Genomic DNA, 19,682 nt, shown 5'->3' with positions numbered 1-19,682 from the left:
CCTTTCCAGGTTAGTTGAAGTAAGTCTGGCCGAGAAGGTCGGACAGCTTCTCCATCTCATTTTCGAGCTTCTGGTAGACCTCTTCATTCATCGCCTCCGGCGTCATTACGGCAAGGCCGGAATGCAGGCGCAACGCTTCACGATAGAACGGTGACATCTGGCCGTTCACGTAAGCGTTCGGCAGTTGCTCCACCTCGTTACGGATCTCGTTCAGCTGGAAAAGGATCGAGCGCGGATTGAGCGGATCGAGCGCCAGAAGGTCGGCAACCGTCAGGCGGGCGGTATTGACGTTATAGCGGCGGCGGTGGGTCATGACGCTATCGCCGATCTCGATGAGCATATCGAGTGAACCGTCCGGCGCATCCGGGCCGGACATGTGGCCGAGCAGGCGGGTCATATGCATGCCGCGTTCCAGGTGGCGACCGATCGACAGGAAACGCCAGCCCATGAAGCGATACATGTTTTCATGCACGAGGCCGGCAAAGCCCGCGAGCTTGCGGAGAAGCACGGTCATGGCATGCGCTGCGTCGTCGCCCGGCCGCACCTTTTCATGGAAACGGCGGGCGGTTTTCGACAGGTCTGTCAGCGCCAGCCAACCATCCGGCGAGAAGCGGTCACGCAGGTTGCTGGCAGAGTAGATCGCGCTGTCGATATTGCGCAGGAGCGGCGTCGGCACCGCCTTGGTCATCTCGATATCGATGCCCTTCAGGTAACGGGTGATATCGGCGAGCAGCGGGGCGTTCGGATCGGCGGATTCCGCGTAGCGCAGATGCCAGGCGCGCAGGATGCGCAGCGCTCCTTCGGCGCGCTCGATATAACGGCCGAGCCAGAACAGGTTATCGGCTGCGCGGCTCGGGAGCGAACCCGGCATGTTACGGGTGAAGCTTTCTTCCGGCGGCAGCAGCGACGGTTTGGCGACCGGCTTGTCGGAGACGATCCAGACGTCGGCAGCGGTGCCGCCGGCCTGCATGGCGATCGCCGCCACATCATCGCCGGAGCCGATCCGGGCAAAACCGCCCGGCATGATCTGCCAGCCGCTTTCGGTGCGGGCGGCAAAGACGCGCAGCGACATCGCCCGCGGAACAAGCTTGCCATCGACATAGGCCGGGGTGGTCGAAAGCGTCACAACTTCCTGGCCGACCAGCTTGGCCCCCTCATTCGTCAGCCACTCGCCGACCGTATCCTTGGCGGTTTTGCGGAGCGACGAGCCGAGGACGGACTGGCCGTTGTCGTCGAAGAAGGGCAGGCGGGAATAGGATGGGCCGATAACCATCCGCTCGATATTCTTGGCGACGTGCTCCCGCTCGGTCTTCTGGCCGCACCACCAGGTGGCGATCGACGGCATGATCAGATCTTCGCCGAGCAGTCTGCGACAGACGGTCGGCATGAAGGCGAGGAGGGCGCGGGTTTCCAGAATGCCGGAGCCGAGCGCGTTGACGAAGGTAACGGCGCCGGAGCGTAGCGCCTCGACCATGCCGGGCGTGCCGATATGGGAGTTCTGGTTCAATTCCAGCGGATCGGCATAGGAAGCGTCGAGGCGACGCCAGAGCACGCCGATCGGCTTCAGGCCCGCGACGGTGCGGACCATGACGCGATTGTTGACGACGGTCAGATCTTCGCCTTCGAGCAGCATGAAGCCGAGATAGCGGGCAATATAGGCGTGTTCGAAATAGGTCTCGTTGGCCGGGCCGGGAGACAGAACCGCGATACGGTCCTCCGGATATTGCTTGTGCCCCTGAAGCGCATCGCGGAAGGCGCCGAAGAAGGAGGCGAGGCGATGCACATGGCTTTCGGCATAAAGATCGGAAAAGGCGCGGGTCGTCGCAACGCGGTTTTCCAGCGCGAAACCGGCACCGGAAGGCGCCTGCGTGCGGTCGGCCAGAACCCACCAATTGCCGTCTGGGCCGCGGCCGACCTCGAAGGAGCAGAAATGCAGGTAATGGCCGCCGACCGGTTTGACGCCGACCAGCGGGCGCAGGAATTCCGAATTGCCGGCGATCAATGCCGGGGGCAGGATGCCCTCCTGCACCAGCCGGTTTTCGCCGTAGATATCGGCGATCAGGGTTTCCAGAAGATCGGCGCGCTGGGTGAGGCCTTTGCAGACCGTCTCCCACTCTTTGCCGTCGATCAGGACGGGAATATGGCTGATCGGCCAGTTGCGCTCGCCACTGCCCTGGGCTCCGTAGGTGCGATAGAAGACGCCGGCGTCGCGAAGATAACGGTCGGCACGGGCAAAACGCTCGTGCAGTTCGCCTTCGGTCAGGCGGCTCAGGTGATTGATGAGATTGCGCCAGACCGGCCGGATCTGGCCGGTGGCATCCACCATCTCATCGGCGATTCCGGGCAAGGCCGCATAACCGAGGATAGGGTCGATGCCGACCTCCCCTTCAGCTACCCGTTCTGTTGCCGGCCCTTTGGACATCGACGTTTCTTACACCTCTAGTTCTACACACCTGCCGGCCGGCGCAGATCAAGCGTCAGCGGAAATTCCGGCGATGGCGTTTCGGCGGAGAGCGCATAACGCCCCGCCGTGTGACCCCATGGCTCGAACCGGGCAAGCCGGCGTGCTTCCGCCTCGTTGCCGTTGACCGGGAAAGTCTCATAATTGCGACCGCCCGGATGGGCAACATGGTATCTGCAGCCGCCCACAGATCGGCCGGACCACGTATCATAGACATCGAATGTGAGCGGCGTATTAACCGGCAGAACCGGGTGCAGGCCCGAGGCCGGCTGCCATGCCTTGAAGCGGACGCCGGCGACCGAAACGCCGGCCGTGCCAGTCTCCTTCAGAGGCACCGCGCGGCCATTGCAGGCGACGGTATAGCGCTCCGGATTGGCGGTATCGAGCCGTACCTGCATACGTTCGACCGACGAATCGACATAGCGCACCGTGCCGCCGATCGCCCCTTCCTCGCCCATGACATGCCACGGCTCCAGAGCCTGCCGCAATTCGAGCTTGGCGCCCTCATATTGGACCTCGCCGCAGAAAGGGAAGCGGAATTCAAGCTGCGCCTCGAACCATTCCGGCCGGAAATCAAAGCCGTTTTCACGCAGATCCTGCAGAACTTCCAGCAAGTCGGCCCATACATAGTGGGAGAGCATGAAGCGGTCGGCAAGGGCTGTGCCCCAGCGCACGAATTTGCCTTGAGCCGGGTTCTTCCAGAACCGGGCAATCAAGGCGCGGACCAGCAATTGCTGGGCGAGCGACATGCGGGCATTCGGCGGCATTTCGAAACCGCGGAACTCGACCAGCCCGAGCCGGCCGGTCGGACCATCCGGAGAGAAGAGCTTGTCGATGCAGATTTCCGAACGATGCGTATTGCCGGAAACATCGGTCAGGAGGTTGCGGAACAGGCGGTCGACCAGCCAGGGCAGCGGTGGCTGGCCCTGTCCGGGGGCAGGCACCTGCGACATGGCGATTTCGAGCTCGTAAAGCGTGTCGTGGCGGGCCTCGTCGACGCGAGGCGCCTGGCTGGTCGGGCCGATGAACATGCCGGAGAACAGGTAGGACAGCGACGGATGGCGCTGCCAATGCAGGATCAGGCTCTTCAGCAGATCCGGGCGACGCAGGAACGGGCTGTCATTCGGATTGCTGCCGCCGACCACCACATGGTTGCCACCGCCCGTGCCGGTGTGGCGGCCATCGATCATGAACTTGTCGGCACCGAGACGGGTCTGGCGTGCCTCGTCGTAGACCGCGGTGGTAATTGCCACGCATTCGTTCCAGTTCGAGGCAGGATGGATGTTGACCTCGATGACGCCGGGATCTGGGGCCACGCGCATCACGTTGATGCGTTCGTCCTGCGGGGGCGTGTAACCCTCGATATGGATCGGCAGGCCGATCTGTTGCGCGGCCCTTTCGGCGGCGGCGATGAGATCGAGATAATCCTCGATCCGTTCGACCGGCGGCATGAAGACGCAAAGCCGGCCATCGCGCGGCTCGACGCTCATGGCGGTGCGGACGGCGCCCCTGATATCGCCCGCCGAGCCGGTGATATTCTGCTCGTTGCGGTCCTGCTGGGGGTCGCTCGTCTTGCGCGATGCCTCGGCCATGGCGCGGCCCGGCGCGCTGTAGTCCGGCAAGGGCTCGCGGGGGATCGAGGGGTCCGCCTGGTGGATATAGGGATATTGCGAGGGCGGAACGTAGGGGAGGGTGCCGAGCGGCATTCGGAAGCCGATCGGGCTGTCGCCGGGGATAAGGAAGATCTTGCCGCGCCGGGTGCGCCAGCGCTCGCTCACCCAGCGGCGTCCGCCGGCTCTCGCATTCCACGCCTGAACGGGAAGGATGTAACCAGTCGGCACGGTGAGGCCACGTTCGAACACCTTGGCGATGCGGGCGCGTTCCTCAGGGCTTTCCAGCTTGGAGTTGGACGGATCGACATTTTCGGGAAGGCTGCCCTCCTTGATGATCCACTCCGCCGGATCCTCGAAGGCCGGGATGACCATATCGCTCTCGATATCCAGCTCGGAGGCTATCGCGACGATCAATTCTTCCGCCTCTTTCGCGGTAACGTTCGTGTCCTTGCCTTCGGCGGCAATCAGGTCCGGATCTTGCCAGATCGGCTTGCCGTCCTTGCGCCAATAAAGCGAGAAGGTCCAGCGCGGCAGGCTTTCGCCCGGGTACCATTTGCCCTGTCCGTAATGCAGGAAGCCGCCCGGCGCGAATTTCTCGCGCAGTTTGCGGATCAGGATATCGGCCTTGTCGCGCTTGGTCGGGCCGACGGCGGCCGTATTCCATTCTTCCGATTGGAAATCGTCGATAGACACGAAGGTCGGCTCGCCGCCCATGGTGAGGCGGACGTCCTGTGCCGACAATACGCGGTCGACCTGCTCGCCGAGATCGTTCAGAGCATCCCAGCTTTCGTCCGAAAAAGGCTTGGTGATGCGCGGATGTTCGGCAACGCGCGACACTTTCATGTCGAACTCGAACGAGGTTTCCGCCTCGCCATAGAAGCCGCCGGAGATCGGCGCGGCGTTGCGATAATGGGGTGTTGCAGAGAGCGGAATATGGCTTTCGCCGGTCAGCAGGCCGGAGGTCGGGTCGAGGCCCACCCAGCCGGCGCCGGGCAGATAGACTTCGCACCAGGCATGCAGGTCGGTGAAATCGACTTCCGTGCCGGACGGGCCATCGAGCGCTTTCAGGTCCGGCGTCAACTGGATCAGGTAGCCGGAGGTGAAGCGGGCTGCGAAACCCATATGCCGCAGAATCTGGACCAAGAGCCAGCTCGTATCCCGGCAGGAGCCCTTGGCGGCGGCAAGCGTTTCCTCCGGCTCCTGTACGCCAGGCTCCATCCGGATGACGTAGCCGATTTCCTGTTGGAGGCGGGCATTGAGCGCGACGATCATGTCAACCGTCGGCTGGTCCGGCGTCCAGTCGAGCGTTTCGAGAAAGGCCTTGAGGAGCGGCGTCGCCGGCTCAGGCTTGCGGTATATGGAGAGGTCTTCGACGAGCGTTTCCGGATATTCGAAAGGCCACCTGGTCGCGTGTTCCTCGACGAAGAAGTCGAAGGGATTGTAGACCGTCATGTCAGCAACGAGATCGACCTCGATCTTGAACTCGGTGACCGGGTCCGGGAAGACGTACCGGGCGAGATAATTGCCGTAAGGGTCCTGCTGCAGATTCACGAAATGATTTTCGGGCGTGACCTTCAGCGAATGGCTCAAGACCTTGGTGCGGGAATGGGCAGCGGGCTTGAGGCGGATGATTTGCGGTCCAAGGCGGACGGGCTTGTCGTAGATATAATGGGTGAGGTGGTAGATACTCGCCTTGATCGACATACTGACCCTTCGTACCCCTTGCGCCGGCCTTTGGATTTGACCGATCCGTCATCGTTGCATGGATTTTGTGCGCTGCACGAGAATAATGCAAGGCGGAATCAGAGTATGTCGCTTGCAGACAATACCGGTGAATTGCGTAGGTGAGACGACCGATGGAGGTGAAAGCGGTGCCGCTTGGCAGACTGGTGATTTATGTCAGAGACGTCGAGGAAATGGCTCTCTTCTATGAGACGCATTTCGGGTTTCGGGCGCTGCGGCTGCCGGGCGACCGGATCGTCGAACTCGTCGCGCAGGATGGCGGGGCGAACATCATGCTGCACCCGGCTGCGAAGAGCCAGAAAATGGGGCAATCACTGGTGAAGCTGGCCTTTGATGTCGAGGATGTCGAAGGTTTCTGCCGTCAGGCGAAGGTAAAGGGTCTCGATTTCGGCTCGATCCACAAGGCGGACGGTTATGTCTACGCCAATGCGAAAGACCCGTGCCAGAATCCCATTTCGATATCCAGCCGTGCTTTTCGGAAGGTGGATTGAAAGAGAGCGGGTCCCGCGGCGGAGGTTCGCGGGACCCGCATCTTGGTCGGCCTGTTGTTGCTTTTATGCGGCGACCGGTTGAACGGATTTTGCGCCGGTCATGAAGGCAACGGCATCCGACATCGTATGGTCCTTCGGATTGATGACGGTAAGGCGCCGGCCGAGGCGGTGGATATGGATACGGTCGGCCACCTCGAAGACATGCGGCATGTTGTGGGAGATGAGCACGATCGGAATGCCGCGTGAGCGGACGTCAAGGATGAGTTCGAGCACCTTGCGGCTTTCCTTGACGCCGAGCGCGGCTGTCGGTTCGTCGAGAATGATGACCTTGGAGCCGAAGGCGGCGGCACGAGCCACGGCCACGCCCTGACGCTGGCCGCCGGAGAGGGTTTCCACCGCCTGATTGATGTTCTGGATGGTCATCAGGCCCAGTTCGGACAGCTTTTCGCGGGCGAACTTATCCATCGCCTTGTGATCCAGCTTTCGCAACACCGAGCCCATGAAGCCCGGTTTGCGCAGTTCGCGGCCGAGGAACATGTTGTCGGTGATGGAAAGCGCCGGCGAGAGCGCGAGGTTCTGATAGACCGTCTCAATGCCGGCATCGCGGGCTTCCAGCGGCGACTTGAAGTTCACCACATTGCCCTCGAGTTTGATCTCGCCGCTATCGGGACGGATGGCGCCGGAAATCGCCTTGATCAGCGAAGACTTGCCGGCGCCGTTATCACCGATGACGGCGAGGATCTCGCCCGGATAGAGGTCGAAATCGGCGTTGTCGAGGGCGGTCACCCGGCCGTATCTCTTGAACAGGCCGCGGGCTGAGAGGATCGGTTCTGCAGTCTGCATTATCGTCTCCATTACACGCCTGCCTTTCTGATCCACTGGTCGATGGCGACGGCCGCGATGATCAACCAACCGGTCAGCATAACTTTCCATTGCGGGTCGGCGCCGAGCATGTTGAGACCCATCGACATGACGCCGACGAGCATGGCGCCGAACAAAGTGCCGAGGATCGAGCCGCGTCCGCCGAAGAGCGAGATGCCGCCGATCACGGTCGCTGTAATGGCCTGAAGATTGTAGTCGGTCACCGCGGCGGAGGGCGAAACCGAGCCGTTGCGGCCGATCGAGACCCAGGCGGCAAAGGCGGCGATGACGCCCGCGATCGTATAGACACTGAGCAGCACCTTGCGGGTCTGGATGCCCGAGAGCTTTGCCGCTTCCGGATCGTCGCCGACGGCATAGACGTGGCGGCCCCAGGCGGTGTGGTTCAGCACGTACCAGAGAATGCAGACCAGCACGACCATGGAGATGACGCCGAGCGTCAGGATGGCGCTGCCGAAGCGGAAATTGATGGCAAAGAGATGCAGCAGCGGCGCATTCGCATCCACATCCGCGTCGCGGATCGTCTGGTTGGCGGAGTAGATGAAATTCGTCGCCATGACGATATTCCACGACCCCAGCGTGACGATGAAGGGGGGCAGCCTGACGATTGCGACCAGGAAGCCGTTGAAAAAGCCGCAGACCCCGCCGGTGATGAGCCCGGCCAGGATGGCGATCGGTGTCGGCAAGCCATAGGTCACGGCGAAATTGCCCATGATGACCGCCGAGATGACCATCACCACGCCGATCGAAAGGTCGATGCCGGCAGTCAGGATGACCAGCGTCTGGGCCGCACCCAGAATGCCGACGACCGCGATCTGCTGCAGGATCAGCGTCAGCGTGTAGGATGAAAAGAAGCGCCCGCCGATCGTCAGTCCGAAGATGAAGACTGACAGTACCAGCACGATCAGCGGCACGGCGGCCGGCGTCGAGTGCAGAAAGTGCTGGGCACGTTTCAATGGGGATATGTTCTGGTGTTCGAAGGAGGCGACGTTCTTGTCGCTGCCGTCGAGCGTGCGCTCGAACTCCTGTATGCCGCTCATGCTTCCTCCTCCTCTGGTTTTTTGGTGGTGGGCCGGCCAGCCCCTTCTCTCCCCCTTGCGGCGAGAGATGCCTGGTAGGGAGAGTGGGGGTGGTTCAGCACATTCTACCGTCGGGTTTGTGGCACCACCCCCATCTGTCAGCTCCGCTGACATCTTCCCCGCAAGGGGGAAGATGGGAGTGTGCCGCACCGTTTCCCGGCCCTTCGCTTACGCTTCGGGCGTTCGGACTTCGAAATGATTCACTGGATCATTTCGTCGGCTTTGCCGACCAGTCCTCACCCCCAGCACTTGTCGGTGCCTTCCTTGACGCTGATCGACTTGACGCCGGAGACCGGCTTGTCGGTGACCAGCGAGACGCCGGTGTCGAAGAAGGATTTGCCTTCGGTCGGCTTCGGCTTTTCCTTGGTGTCGGCGAACTTCTTGATCGCCTCGATGCCGAGCGATGCCATCAACAGCGGATATTGCTGCGAGGTGGCGCCGATCTGGCCATCCTTGACCGACTTGACGCCCGGGCAACCGCCGTCGACGGAGACGATCAGCACGTTCTTTTCAAGGCCGACAGCCTTGAGAGCCTGGTAGGCACCGACGGCGGAAGGCTCGTTGATCGTATGGATGACGTTGATGCCCGGATCCTTCTGGAGAAGGTTTTCCATGGCCTTGCGGCCGCCTTCTTCGTTGCCGTTGGTCACGTCGTGGCCGACGATGCGTTTATCGGTCTCGTCGCCGATCTTGTCCGGGTTCTTGGGATCGATGCCGAAGCCGATCATGAAGCCCTGGTCGCGCAGCACGTCGACTGTCGGCTGGTCGGGTGTCAGGTCGAGGAAGCCGACCTTGGCGTCCTTGGCTTTGTCGCCCATGGTTTCCTTGGCCCACTGGCCGATCAGCTTGCCGGCGAGAAGGTTGTCGGTGGCGAAGGTGGCGTCGGCCGACGCGATCGGATCGAGCGGGGTATCGAGCGCGATGACCAGAATACCGGCATCGCGGGCCTTCTTGACGGTCGGCACGATGCCCTTGGTGTCGGATGCGGTGATCAGGATGCCCTTGGCACCGTCGGCGATGCAGCTTTCGATCGCCGCGACCTGGCTTTCAGAGTCGCCGTCGATCTTGCCGGCATAGGACTTCAGCGTCACGCCGAGTTCCTTGGCCTTGGCAGTCGCACCTTCCTTCATCTTGACGAAGAAGGGGTTGGTGTCGGTCTTGGTGATCAGGCATGCAGAAACGCCCGCGGCCTGCGCCGGTGCGGAAAAGGCGACGCCGAGTGCCAACGCACCGAAGGCGGCTGAAAGTACGGTTTTCTTCATGGGTCTCCTCCCGAGAGTTTTAAATCTGTCCCGCCATTCTGGCACTCAGGCCGTTGGCGATCCGATGGTTGGGCACGAGTGCCATCGAAGTTGACGGGCGCCTCCTCCAAGCCGCCTCATGCCCTTAACAAGGCTCATTAAGGCGAAATTCAAATCGCCTGTCAATAATTAATTCCGATTGAATTATTTATCTGTCGTGGCATAGTTTCACCTTAGGAGGAACCAAATCCCGCCTGCCGCGACATGTTGCGTCTTGCAGTTCTGGCCCGGATACCGAAGAAGGTATTCGGACCACAGCAAGGCATTCCTCGCGGATATAGGGGGAGAGTTCCGGGAGGAAAGGCCAATGTCCGTATCGGACGGCATGGAGCAGGGGCATGCGCCGCTCGGGAATTTTACCGGCGGTTCGAACCAGGTGCGGGTGAGGGCCTATAACGAGAGGCTCGTGCTTTCGCTTGTCAGGCTCCACGGCTCGATGTCCAAGGCGGATATTACCCGCCGCAGCGGGCTGTCGGCCCAGACCGTTTCCGTCATCATGCGTTCGCTGGAAAAGGACGGCCTGCTTCTGCGTGGCGAGCCGGTACGCGGCAGGGTGGGCCAGCCTTCGGTACCAATGCGGCTCAATCCGGATGCGGTCTATTCCTTCGGGATCAAGATCGGCCGGCGAAGCGCCGATCTGGTGCTGATGGATTTCGTCGGACGCATCCGTCTGCAATATCACGAGACCTATGCCTATCCGGTGCCGGAGAAGATCATCGAGATCATCGCGTCGGGCATCGCCCGGCTGGAAGCGGGCTTGAGCGCCACCGAGCGCGACCGGATTGCCGGCATCGGTATTGCGGCTCCTTTCGAACTCTGGAACTGGGCCGATGAGGTGGGCGCGCCGCAGGACGAGATGGATGCCTGGCGGGGCGTCGATCTTCAGGCGGAAATTTCCGGGCGGGTGCGCCATGCGGTCTATCTGCAGAACGACGCGACCAGCGCCTGCGGGGCGGAACTCGTCTTCGGTGTCGGCCCCTCCTATCCGGATTTCGTCTATTTCTTCATCGGCTCCTTCGTCGGCGGCGGTATCGTCCTAAACTCGGCGATCTTTTCCGGCCGCACCGGCACGGCAGGCGCCGTTGGTCCCCTGCCGGTGCGTGGCAAGGGCGGCGAAACGCGACAGCTGCTCGATATCGCCTCGATCTTCGTGCTGGAAAACATGCTGAAAGAGCGCGGCATCGATCCGCAGCCACTGTGGTATTCCGCCGACGACTGGATCGATTTCGGCGAGCCTCTGGCGCTGTGGATTTCCGAGACCGCCAATGCGCTGGCGCAGGCGATCGTTGCCGCTGCCTCGATTATCGATTTCGGCGCGGCGATCATCGATGGCGGTTTTCCCGCCTGGGTGCGCAAACGGCTGGTTACCGCGACGATCGAGGCTGTACGGCGGCTCGATCTTCAGGGCGTCATCATTCCGGATATCATCGAAGGCCGGGTCGGTTCGCATGCCCGCGCCATCGGCGGCGCCAGCCTGCCGATCTTTGCGAAATACCTCACCGACCAGAGCGTGCTCTTCAAGGAAGTCTGATCGTTTCCAGCCTGCGCAAGGTTGTCGCTGGCAATTGCCGGGCGACTTGCGTCTCTCCACATCTGTACAACGGCTTGCCGCATGTTAAGGGTGCGGCACTCGCATTGATCCATGCACAGGAGCTCGTGAAAGATGTCGCAAACCCCGGAAGCGGAATTGCAGAACTACGAGCTCTCTCTGGGCGGTCAGCTAAAAATGATGACCAGCGCCTTCTGGAATACCGAAGTGCGCAACCGGGTTCTGGTCCTGACGGTCGCGCTTCTGGTCGTGATTTTCGCGACGACCTACGCGGCCTACAAGCTGAACGAATGGAACGGTCCGTTCTACGACGCGCTGCAGCGGCGCGACATGCCGGAATTCCTCAACCAGCTTATGATGTTCGGCATCATCGCCTTTTCGCTGACGCTGCTCAACGTCATCCAGCAATGGCTTAACCAGATCGCGGCGATGCGGATGCGCGAAGGTCTGGCGCGCGATCTGGCCGATGTCTGGCTGGTGCCGGGGCGGGCGCTGAAACTCTTCGGCGCCGGCTCGATCGCCAACAATCCGGACCAGCGGCTGCATGAAGACACCCGCATCCTGGCGGAAAACACCACGGCGCTGGCAATCGGCCTCGTCAACTCCACCATCCTGCTCGCAAGTTTCATCGGCGTGCTCTGGGCGATCTCCTCGGATTTCGTGTTCAAATTCGGCGACCATACGATCTCGATCCCCGGATATATGGTGTGGGCGACCATCATCTATGCGCTGCTCGGTTCGGTCCTGAGCAATGTCGTCGGCGCCCGTCTGCCAAAGCTGAATGCGGACCGTTATGCCAAGGAAGCCGACCTGCGCGCCGCGCTGGTGCGGGCCAACGAGAACCTGAAGCCGATCACGCTGGCGCGTGGCGAGGCAAGCGAGCGGGAGCGTGTTCACGGGGCCATCGACGGCGTGCTTGAAATGCTGCGTCAACTCGCCTGGGCTCTGGCGAACCTCACCTGGGTTTCGGCGGGTTTCGGCTGGCTGGCGCTGGTGGCGCCGATCATCATCGCGTCGCCGATGTATTTCTCCGGCGGCCTGACCTTCGGTGGGCTAATGATGGCGGTCGGGGCCTTCAACCAGGTCAATCAGGCGCTGCGCTGGTATGTCATCAATTTCAGCGTCATTGCCGATTGGCGGGCGACGCTGACGCGCGTATCCTCCTTCCGCAATGCTCTTCTCGCCATGGATACACCTGCCAAGGAGGGCGAGGTCATCGTCTATCGCGACGCCAAGCCGGACGAGGGGATCCGCATTTGCGACGTCGCCGTGTTCGGCGAGCCCGACAAGGGTGCGACCGGCCATGGCATCCAGACGCGCGAGGGCGAATGCACGATCAAGCCCGGCGAGCGGGTGATGATCAATGGTGATCCCGGCGCCGACCGGCACCTGTTTTTCCAGGCTCTCGCAAAAATCTGGCCCTGGGGGCGCGGTGAGATCGCCATGCCGGCTGCGGCCAGCATGATCATGATGCCGCAGGATGGTTACCTGCCGACCGCAACGTTGCGCGAGGTGATGACCTATCCCGCCGGCATCCCGGATGTCACCGACGAGGCTATGGTCGATGCGCTCGACAAGGCCGGTCTGGAGCGGCTGATCGAACGGCTGGACGAGGTAGAGCGCTGGGACCGGCTGCTCGACAAGGACGAACAGGCGGCGCTGCAGATCGCCAATGCCGTGATGCGCAAGCCCGAATGGCTGATCATGGACGACGTGCTGGAAGGTCTGGAGCCGGAGACGCAGCAGAGGCTGCTCGACGTGCTCGAAGGGCTGGAAAACACAACGATCATCTATATCGGCCGCTCAGAAGAGTATGCGAAGAAATTTTCGCCGAAGCTTTTCCATCTCGCGCCTTTGCACCCGCACGAAGATCATCATCACCCGGATCGTAAAGCCGATCAGCCGGACGCGGCCGAAGACAAGAAGGACGGAGCTTGAGCATGGGCAGGCATCTGGCAAAGACCGGGCAATGTATCGTTTGCGGTCGCACATTCCCGATGGCGAAGCTCCACAAGGTGGGGCTGCTCAGGCCGAAACTTCACGAAATGCTTTGCGCGGAGGTGAAGGACTGCACGGATGAAAGCCTGATCTGCGATGACGATCTTGCCCGCTATCGCCGCCTTTATGTCGAGAGACTTCTGGAGGAAGAGCGCGGCGAGCTTTCGACGCTGGACCGTCAGGTGCTCGAAAATTTCGAGAAAGGCGCTTCGACCGTGCAGAACAGCGCCGCCACGACGCTCGAGCGCAATCCGACCTTTGGAGAAAGCGTTGCCGACAAGGTCGCGACCTTTGGCGGCTCCTGGACTTTCATCCTCACCTTCCTCGGCATTCTCGTCGTGTGGATGGGCATCAATATCGTCGGCATCTTCTCGCAGCCCTTCGATCCCTATCCGTTCATTCTCCTGAACCTCGTGCTTTCCTGCCTTGCCGCATTGCAGGCGCCCGTCATCATGATGAGCCAGCGGCGACAGGAGGAAAAGGATCGGCTGCGCTCCGAGAACGATTACATGATCAACCTGCGCGCCGAACTGGAAATCCGCCAGCTGCACGAGAAGATCGACCACCAGATGGCCAAGCAATGGGAAAGGCTGACGGAGCTGCAGCAAATCCAGATCGACCTGCTGGAGCGGCATAACGGAAACGGACAGCATTGATCGCGTGTTAAAATCCCATGCATTCCGATTATCACTCCATCTATTCTTAAGAGCGGCGTGCTAATTCCGTTGTGCCGCCGATTAAATCATCTGCGGTTCACTCCTTTCAGGATTTCCAGATGAAAAAAGCCCTTCTGATTGCCATGCTCGTTCTGGCCGCGCCGGCGCTGGCCCAGGCGAAGACCCTCAAGTTCCCGAGCGACAAGCCCGTCGCCAGCATCACTATCCCCGACAGCTGGGGCCCGAAGGAAACCGATACCGGCGTCGACGCCACGTCCAAGGACGGTGCAGTCTATCTTTCGGCTGACACCGCTGAACTCAAGTCGATGGACAAGGTCGTTTCCGATGCGATCGACTTCCTGGGCGAAGCCGGCGTGACCGTCGATCCCAAGACGCTGAAAGAAACTCCGGTCGAGGAGTTCAACGGCATGCAGATGACGACGCTCGACTGGGACGGCACGGATAAGGACGGCCCGGTCAGCGTCGGCCTCGCCCTCATCCAGACGACGCCGACCAAGGGTCTTGTCGTCACCTATTGGGGCTCGAAGGGCGACGAGGAAAAGCACCAGAAGGAACTGGTCGACATCCTGCTGTCGATCAAGCCGATCGTAAAGTAACAGACAAAGCGGCGGCGATGTTTCCGTCGCCGCTTTTTCAGTCGCCGATCCGATCGGCGACTATCCCACGAAGTCGTGGATGATCCGGGCCACCTCTTCCGGCAGTTCGAGCTGCAGCATATGGCCGCTTTCCACCGTCATCGACTGCCATGACGGGTCCGCGCTCACCTTTTCATAGATGCCGGAAAAGATCGCCGACTGGTCGATCGGGGCGGAGACATAGAGCCGTTTTTCAATCTTCAGATAGGCGCCGGTGAGCCTGATCTTCTGGATCATCGAGGCCAGCGGATGCGGTGAGCGGCTGGTCATGTAATGGCGCAGATGCTCGGGCACTCGCGTCGCATGGCGAGCCGGCGGCGGGACGGCGATGCCGCCGAGTTCGCCGGCCATGGCAAGATTGGCGAGCGCCACTTCCGGGCCGAGCAGGTCGAGCGCCGACTGGCCATTCTCGGGCAGGAAAGCATCGAGATAGGTCAGCGTGCGGATGCGCTCCACATAACGGTCGGCGACGCCGGTGATGACCATACCGCCATAGGAATGGCCGACGAGGTCGAACTCATCGAGGCCTTCGGCTTCGATGAGGCCCGCCACGTCGGCGATATGTGTATCGAGATTGATCGAGCCGGACAGGAGATGGGTGCGTTCACCAAGTCCCGTTAGGCTCGGCACGAAGACGTGATGGCCCATGCCGCGCAGAATATCGGCCACCGGCGTCCAGCTTGCGCTCGAACCCCAGGCGCCCTGCACCAATACGATCTTGCGGCTCATTCTGCGATCTCCTCCACCCGAATGAATGCCAGTGTTTCCCATTCAGCGGAAACCTCGTCAATGCGACAGGCGAGGGGACAAGCTAGCGCCACATGCCGCGCATCTTCGCGGTGATATCCATGCGGACCTGATGGCGGGCCTGGCGTTCGGCTGGAGACATGGGCGCGACGACCGGCCAGGCGGCGGTTTCGAAGAACTGCAGCAGCGTCGCCGGGATGAAGCGGGTGCGGGCCGCATAAACGTGCCGGTCGCCCTGCGACGCCTGACCATGCACGAAGAAGCGCTGCGGGGTGATAAGATGCAGGTAGTCCTTGGCGCGCGTCATGGCGACATAGAGAAGCCGGCGTTCTTCCTCGATTTCCGCCGTCGAGCCGACACCGAGATCGGAGGGGATGCAGCCGTCGACACAGTTCAGCAGGAAGACCGAGCGCCACTCCTGGCCCTTGGCCGAATGGATGGTTGAGAGGATGAGGTAATCGTCGTCGAGCAGCGGCGTGCCGGATTCTGCGCTCGTCGCATCCGGCGGATCGAGCGTCAACTCGGTGAGGAATCGTTCGCGCGACACATAGCCGGAGGCGATCTGCTCGAGCTGCAGCAGGTCAGCCTTGCGGGTCTCGGCATCCTCGTGGATGCGGGCGAGATGCGGTTCATACCACTGGCGCGCGAGACCGATTTCGGAAGGCCAGCCTTCGCCGCGGCGGATGGCTGCGAGCATCTCCACGAAAGCCGGCCAGTCGGCGCCGGTGCGCGGCGGTGCGGGGATTTCCTGCAATGCTGCGAGCGGCTCGGGATCTGTCGCGATGGCGTCGAGGATTTTGCCAGCCGTCTGCGGGCCGACGCCGGGGATGAGCTGCATCAGCCGGAAGCCGGCGACGCGGTCGCGCGGGTTCTGGGCAAAACGTAGCGCCGCCAGCATGTCTTTCACATGCGCGCTATCGAGGAATTTCAAGCCGCCGAATTTCACGAATGGAATGTTGCGGCGGGTGAGTTCGACTTCCAGCGGACCAGAATGGTGCGACGAGCGGAACAGCACGGCCTGCTGTTTCAGCGTCATGCCGGTTTCGCGATTTTCGAGGATCTTCTCGACGATGTAGTTTGCCTGCTCCGTCTCGTCCTTGACGGCGACGAGGCGGGGGCGCTCTTCGGATTCGCGATCGGTCCACAGGTTCTTGGTAAAACGCTCGCGGGCGAGGTCGATCACGCCGTTGGCGGCGGCAAGAATCGTCGTGGTCGAGCGGTAGTTTCGGTCGAGCGTGACGATATTGGCTGGCGGATCGAAGGTCGTCGGAAAATCGAGGATGTTGCGGATCGTCGCGGCGCGGAAGGAATAGATCGACTGCGCATCGTCGCCGACCACGGTCAGGCCTCTGCCGCCCGGCTTCATCGCCATCAGCACGGAGGATTGCAGCCGGTTGGTGTCCTGATATTCATCGACCAGCACATGGTCGAAGCGGCCGCCGACATCCTCGGCGATCACCGGATCGCTCATCATCTGCGCCCAGTAGAGCAGGAGATCGTCGTAATCGAGGACATTCTGGGTCTGCTTGGCTTCGACATAGGTGGCAAAGAGTTCGCGCAGTTGCTTTTCCCAGCTGGCGCACCAGGGGAAATGCAGTTTCAGCACTTCGTCGAGCGGCGTTTCGGAATTGACCGCGCGGGAATAGATGGCGAGGCAGGTGCCCTTGGTGGGAAAGCGGCTTTCGGTTTTCGAGAAGCCGAGTTCGTGGCGCACGAGGTTCAGCAGGTCGGCGGAATCTTCCCGGTCGTGGATGGTGAAATCCGGGTCGAGGCCGATCTGTTCGGCATGCAGGCGTAACAGGCGGGCGCCGATGCCATGGAACGTGCCGGCCCAGGCGAGCGCGTCGGTCATGACGCCGGCCTTTTCGCCCAGGACCTGGCGACAGATGCGCTCGACGCGGCGGGCCATTTCGGAGGCCGCGCGGCGGGAAAAGGTCATCAGCAGGATGCGGCGGGGATCGGCGCCGGAGACGATCAGATGCGCGACGCGGTGGGCGAGCGTATTGGTCTTGCCGGAGCCTGCACCGGCGATGACCAGAAGCGGACCGGCCGGACCGCCATTCGGCACGTCCGAGCCATGCTCCACCGCGCGACGCTGCGCGTCGTTCAATTTTTCCAGATAAGCGGCTGCGGCCATGCCTGTCCCGATGGGTGTGTTCCCGATGTGTTCGGATGAGGCATAGCTGATTCGTTTGGGAACAGGGACAGCGCTTGCCTTACACACCGGGCTCAGCAGGCTTTGGATACAGGTTTAATCGGCGGCAAAGCGTTCCAGGGTTCGATAAACCTTGGAAAGGGGCAAATTGAGTTCCTTGGCAATGGAGTGGGAGCTTCGTCCGGCCGAGCGGAGAACCATGGCCATATCCAGCCATTCGGGTTTTGCCATCGTGTTCTTAGGGTATCTTCGCCTGTCGACCGGAATGTCCTGACAGTGACGCACGACGAAGCTTCGTTTGTATCCCAGCTTGGCGGTTATCTCATCGAGCGTGAAGCCCTTGTACCGGAGATCCCGCACCTCCTTGACTCGCAGAGCCAAGGTTGCAGCTTCAAGTTGTTCGATTGTCAGTTCAAGCTCAGCCATTTCCGATATCAGAGCTGCGATGATCGTGGCTAGTTCCGGGGTCTGTTCAAGAGTGGACAGCCTCTCGATATCATCCTCGATGCGGCGCAGGCGAACCAGCATCGCATCCCTTCGCCCGGAGTTATTATCTGCCATCCTCTCCTCCAAGGTAACATGCTGATCGCCTCACCAATCAACAGTTGTCTAATACCTGGGTAGACATGAGTGGTTAGTCAAACGAAATTTAGTCTTTTTGCCTGTATATCAGGGTATTTTAGGTGCGATTTGCGGGATATCCCGCGACGGATGTAGTTCAGTCAATTTAGGCCGAAATTATACCTGATTCCGATCAGCCAATTCATATCTGATTTCTTCCGCTCTAGCATGCAAATCCGCGATCGGATTGCGTGCCGCCATGACGAAGGCGTGAGTATCGCTCGACCAGTAGACGAGATTGAGGCCGCTGCGCTGTTCGGTGCGCATTTTTTTCGAGCCGGCGGTGGAGGCGATAATACAGAGCGCGACAGGACCGTGCTGGGGATCGAGATACATGATCTGGCCAAGCGGTTTGCCGTCATATTCCAGAACTTGCGTGCGGCGCATTTCCAGCCCACCGAGGCTCATCGCGAAAGGGTCAAGCTGCAGGCCGAGGCGTTGGCTGGCGTGCTGCAACTGGGCGGTACGCTTGCTTTCCTCGATCGTCATATTGCGCAACGTTTCCGGTGTGTAGAGCGCCAGATATTCGGCTACTTCACCACGCCAGTCTGCTTCCTCGTCTGCGGAACGCGATGAGGCAAGGTTTTGGACGGCAATGAACGCGCGGTCGAGCGCGATGCCGGAGACGAGGCAGCCGAGTGCCGCTGCGATCAAGCCACGGCGGCTGATGGATCGAGCCGGCCTGACCGTAGTCTGCGGGGAGGGGATGGCCGCCAGCATTGCTTCCAGCTTCTGTTGCGGCGCCTGCCCGAGCAGCGGCTCGAAGCTTTCGGAAAAGGGCAGATCGCTTTGTCTGAGCGTGGCAAGGCGCGCGGCCGTGCCAGCGTCTGCGGAGACCGCGGCTTCAACTTCGGCACGTCTGGCAGCGTCGAGTTCACCATCGAGATAGGCGACCAGCAGTTCATCCATCGGGGTTTTGGTCATTGTGCTTTCCCCCGGCTGGGAAAGGTGGAGGTTTTCGGCTCGCTGGTTGCCTCGGCAATCCGGGCGCGGGCGGCGGCAAGACGGCTCATCACGGTTCCGACCGGGATCTGCAGCACATCAGCCACTTCGCGATAGGAAAGGCCTTCAACATAACACAGGAAGACGGCGGAGCGCTGTGCTTCAGGCAGTGCGTGGACATGGTTCATGATCTGCACGGCAAGAATATGGGTTTCGGTTTTGGCGGCGCCGTCGAAAGTCAGAGTCTCGCTGGCCTCGACAAAGCCCTGGCCTTCGCGAACCCGTCGAGCGCGCACTTCGTTCAGCCAGATGGAATGCAGAATCGCAAAAAGCCAGTGGTCGAGCCGTGAGCCCGCGGCGAACTGGGCGGAGCGTTCCAGCGCGCGGACACAGGTCGCCTGCACGAGGTCGTCGGCGGTATCGCGATGATGCGACAGCATCACGCCATATCGCCACAACCGCGCCAGATACTGGCTCAGTCCCGTCCTGATGTCCTGTTCGCTCGCGATGGGAGCCTCCACGGCTTGTCGCAAATGTGCGACCCTTTCCGTCGCTTAGCGCCGATCGAATGGTGGCGTCCATAGATTCTGGAAAAGGTGAGCAAAAAAATCCGAATATTTTTCGCGCTGGCGTGTTCACCCCAATATCCAGTGCCGTGAAAGCGGTCGCCGTCTTACCAAAATGCCGTCCTGACGGCCGTGCTGAGTACAATTGAATTATTGATCGGCCGGTGGCGCAGTAAAATTGCTGCCGGTCGCGTATCCTATTGTAAAAAATTAAGAATTCACGGA

15 protein-coding genes are annotated in these 19,682 nt (G+C 61.2%); 5 read left to right on the top strand and 10 right to left on the bottom strand.

Annotated elements, in window-relative coordinates:
- Positions 1-10: 10 nt before the first annotated feature.
- Both KX729_RS09695 and KX729_RS09690 read right to left on the bottom strand, forming a co-directional pair.
- A complete protein-coding gene (locus tag KX729_RS09695; protein WP_219742228.1) occupies positions 11-2,422 on the bottom strand; it encodes a circularly permuted type 2 ATP-grasp protein in 2,412 nt (803 codons plus the stop codon).
- 23 nt (positions 2,423-2,445) lie between these two features.
- Positions 2,446-5,778, bottom strand: a complete 3,333-nt coding sequence (locus tag KX729_RS09690) for a transglutaminase family protein (protein ID WP_219742227.1) — start codon at positions 5,776-5,778, stop codon at positions 2,446-2,448.
- 167 nt (positions 5,779-5,945) lie between these two features.
- Between KX729_RS09690 and KX729_RS09685 the strand changes: the two genes are divergently transcribed.
- Positions 5,946-6,308: a VOC family protein gene (locus KX729_RS09685; RefSeq protein WP_219742531.1), complete on the top strand. Its 363-nt coding sequence runs from the start codon at positions 5,946-5,948 to the stop codon at positions 6,306-6,308.
- Positions 6,309-6,371: 63 nt separating this feature from the next.
- On the opposite strand, the gene KX729_RS09680 is transcribed toward KX729_RS09685, so the two are convergent.
- The 3 genes from KX729_RS09680 to KX729_RS09670 form a co-directional block, all read right to left on the bottom strand.
- A complete protein-coding gene (locus KX729_RS09680) occupies positions 6,372-7,151 on the bottom strand; it encodes an ATP-binding cassette domain-containing protein (RefSeq protein WP_246617499.1) in 780 nt (259 codons plus the stop codon).
- A gap of 11 nt (positions 7,152-7,162) precedes the next feature.
- Entirely contained in the window at positions 7,163-8,227 is a 1,065-nt protein-coding gene (locus tag KX729_RS09675; protein ID WP_219742225.1) for an ABC transporter permease, read from the bottom strand.
- Between the two features lie 275 nt (positions 8,228-8,502).
- The gene (locus KX729_RS09670; protein ID WP_219742224.1) at positions 8,503-9,528 is read right to left on the bottom strand and encodes a sugar ABC transporter substrate-binding protein; all 1,026 of its coding nucleotides are present in this window, start codon (positions 9,526-9,528) and stop codon (positions 8,503-8,505) included.
- Between the two features lie 346 nt (positions 9,529-9,874).
- On the opposite strand from KX729_RS09670, the gene KX729_RS09665 reads away from it, so the two are divergent.
- The 4 genes from KX729_RS09665 (at position 9,875) to KX729_RS09650 (ending at position 14,387) form a co-directional block, all read left to right on the top strand.
- Positions 9,875-11,098 (top strand): ROK family transcriptional regulator, encoded by a 1,224-nt coding sequence (locus tag KX729_RS09665; RefSeq protein WP_219742223.1) that lies wholly within the window; start codon positions 9,875-9,877, stop codon positions 11,096-11,098.
- Positions 11,099-11,230: 132 nt separating this feature from the next.
- Positions 11,231-13,054 carry an ABC transporter ATP-binding protein/permease gene (locus KX729_RS09660; protein WP_219742222.1) on the top strand — a complete coding sequence of 608 codons (1,824 nt, stop codon included), beginning with the start codon at positions 11,231-11,233 and terminating at the stop codon, positions 13,052-13,054.
- A 2-nt stretch (positions 13,055-13,056) separates the two neighbouring features.
- Positions 13,057-13,770: a DUF1003 domain-containing protein gene (locus KX729_RS09655; protein WP_219742221.1), complete on the top strand. Its 714-nt coding sequence runs from the start codon at positions 13,057-13,059 to the stop codon at positions 13,768-13,770.
- Between the two features lie 119 nt (positions 13,771-13,889).
- Positions 13,890-14,387, top strand: coding sequence for a histidine kinase (locus KX729_RS09650; RefSeq protein ID WP_219742220.1), 498 nt, complete (start codon positions 13,890-13,892; stop codon positions 14,385-14,387).
- A gap of 60 nt (positions 14,388-14,447) precedes the next feature.
- On the opposite strand, the gene KX729_RS09645 is transcribed toward KX729_RS09650, so the two are convergent.
- The 5 genes from KX729_RS09645 to KX729_RS09625 all read right to left on the bottom strand — a co-directional run bounded on the left by KX729_RS09645 (position 14,448) and on the right by KX729_RS09625 (position 19,424).
- Positions 14,448-15,155: an alpha/beta fold hydrolase gene (locus tag KX729_RS09645; RefSeq protein ID WP_219742219.1), complete on the bottom strand. Its 708-nt coding sequence runs from the start codon at positions 15,153-15,155 to the stop codon at positions 14,448-14,450.
- Between the two features lie 82 nt (positions 15,156-15,237).
- Positions 15,238-17,310: an ATP-dependent helicase gene (locus KX729_RS09640; protein WP_219742218.1), complete on the bottom strand. Its 2,073-nt coding sequence runs from the start codon at positions 17,308-17,310 to the stop codon at positions 15,238-15,240.
- Between the two features lie 114 nt (positions 17,311-17,424).
- Complete coding sequence (locus KX729_RS09635; protein ID WP_219742217.1) at positions 17,425-17,889, bottom strand: hypothetical protein; 465 nt, start codon at positions 17,887-17,889, stop codon at positions 17,425-17,427.
- A 177-nt stretch (positions 17,890-18,066) separates the two neighbouring features.
- A complete protein-coding gene (locus KX729_RS09630) occupies positions 18,067-18,873 on the bottom strand; it encodes a zf-HC2 domain-containing protein (RefSeq protein WP_219742216.1) in 807 nt (268 codons plus the stop codon).
- On the bottom strand, positions 18,870-19,424 hold the full coding sequence (locus KX729_RS09625; RefSeq protein ID WP_219742215.1) for an RNA polymerase sigma factor: 555 nt from the start codon (positions 19,422-19,424) through the stop codon (positions 18,870-18,872). The genes KX729_RS09630 and KX729_RS09625 overlap by 4 nt, the downstream gene beginning before the upstream one ends.
- Positions 19,425-19,682 lie beyond the last annotated feature (258 nt).

Origin of the sequence: Neorhizobium populisoli (assembly GCF_019430945.1) — a bacterium.
Taxonomy (GTDB): Bacteria; Pseudomonadota; Alphaproteobacteria; order Rhizobiales; family Rhizobiaceae; genus Neorhizobium; species Neorhizobium populisoli.
This window is presented reverse-complemented; position numbering and strand designations above follow the sequence as displayed.